Source organism: Bradyrhizobium sp. Ken64 (assembly GCF_055807555.1).
In genome coordinates this window covers 1-1479 of the sequence record NZ_JBVVPA010000067.1, presented here as the reverse complement: position 1 = coordinate 1479, position 1479 = coordinate 1, and the positions used below count along the sequence as shown (strand labels likewise).

The following is a 1479-nucleotide window of genomic DNA, read 5'->3' as shown; positions in this document are numbered from 1 at the left end:
GGACGGCTCCTGTGAATGAGTTTCTGACAACCTCATTCTGGCACACTGATGCCGTAGGGGGCCGTCCACACCATCAGTAATTGCGAACTCCGCTACCCCTTCGCGCAATGCGCGATCAGCTTCTCCACGAAGCCTGCGCATTTCTCCAGCTCCGCCATTTCCACGAATTCGTCCGGTGTATGCGCCTGCGCGATTGAACCGGGGCCGATCACCACGGACGGGATATCGGCCATGCTGGCGAACAGGCTTGCCTCGGTGCCGAACGCGACCTTGGCGTGGTCGTTGCGCCCCGCGAGGCTCTTGGCCAGCGTGACGATTGTCGCGTCGGCCGCCGTGTCGAGCGCGGGATAGTCGAGGATCTCCTCGAAATCGATGCCGCAATCCGGATGCTGCTTTTTCATCGCGGGCTCGAGCTCGGCCTTGGCCCAGGCGACGATCGCATCCGTAACCTCGCGCGATTCGGTGATGCCGATGCCACGGCATTCGAAATCGACCGTGCAGCTATCCGGCACGATGTTCAGCGCGGCGCCGCCATGCACGATGCTGGTGAGCAGCGTCGAGTGCGGGACGTCGTAGAGGCTGTCGGCCGCTCGCACGGCTGCGAGCGCCACGGCGCGGCGTCGGATCTCGACGATCAGCTCGGCGGCGTATTCGATGGCGTTGACTCCGTCGGGCGCAATCGAGGAGTGGCGGGCGAGCCCCTTGAACGTGGCGCGCACGCCGTGCTTGCCCTTATGGCCGATGATGACCTTCATCTCGGTCGGCTCGCCGATGAAGGCGCCGAGCGGCTTCACGCGTTTCTTCGCGACCTCGCGCAGCATCGGCCGCACGCCGACGCAGCCGATCTCCTCGTCATAGGAGATCGCGAGGTGAATGGGCGTTGCGAGCTTCGCTTCCAGCATCTCCGGCACCATGGCAAGGCACACCGCCACAAAGCCCTTCATGTCGGTGGTGCCGCGGCCATAGAGCTTGCCGTCGCGTTCGACGAGTTTGAACGGATCGTGGCTCCAGTCCTGGCCGACGACGGGCACGACGTCGGTATGGCCGGACAGGACGAGGCCGGGGCGCTCCTCGGGTCCAATGGTGACCCATAGCGAGGCCTTCTGCCCCGTCTCGTCGGTGATGCGCTCACTCTTGACGTCGAGCGTGGCGAGATAGCTCTCGATATGCGCAATCAGGGGCAGGTTGGAGCGATCGCTGATGGTGTCGAAGCCGACGAGGTCGGCGAGCAGCTTGCGAATACGGTCGGGTCTCGAGCTTGGCATTTTCACGTTCTTGTCAGGGGGATGGAAGCTGAAGTGCTTGCACGAACCATACCAACACCGTGCTCCGGTGGGCAAATCAATGTCGGTCCCGTAGCCCGGGTGAGCGAAGCGAGACCCGGGGCAGCTCGTGGTAGGACTCCCGGATGTCGCTTCGCTCATCCGGGCTACAAGTCCTTGTGTTGCCTGTCGGGCAAAACACCCAAGCTGTCGGTCA

General features: G+C 63.6%; 1 protein-coding gene. It reads right to left on the bottom strand.

Annotated features, from left to right (window positions below):
- Positions 1-92: 92 nt before the first annotated feature.
- On the bottom strand, positions 93-1265 hold the full coding sequence (gene argE / locus AC0L2F_RS35645) for an acetylornithine deacetylase (protein ID WP_473251510.1): 1173 nt from the start codon (positions 1263-1265) through the stop codon (positions 93-95).
- Positions 1266-1479: the final 214 nt, after the last annotated feature.

Excerpts from the sequence above, each read along its gene's own strand:
- argE (WP_473251510.1), bottom strand. The coding sequence starts at position 1,265 with ATGCCAAGCTCGAGACCCGACCGTATTCGCAAGCTGCTCGCCGACCTC.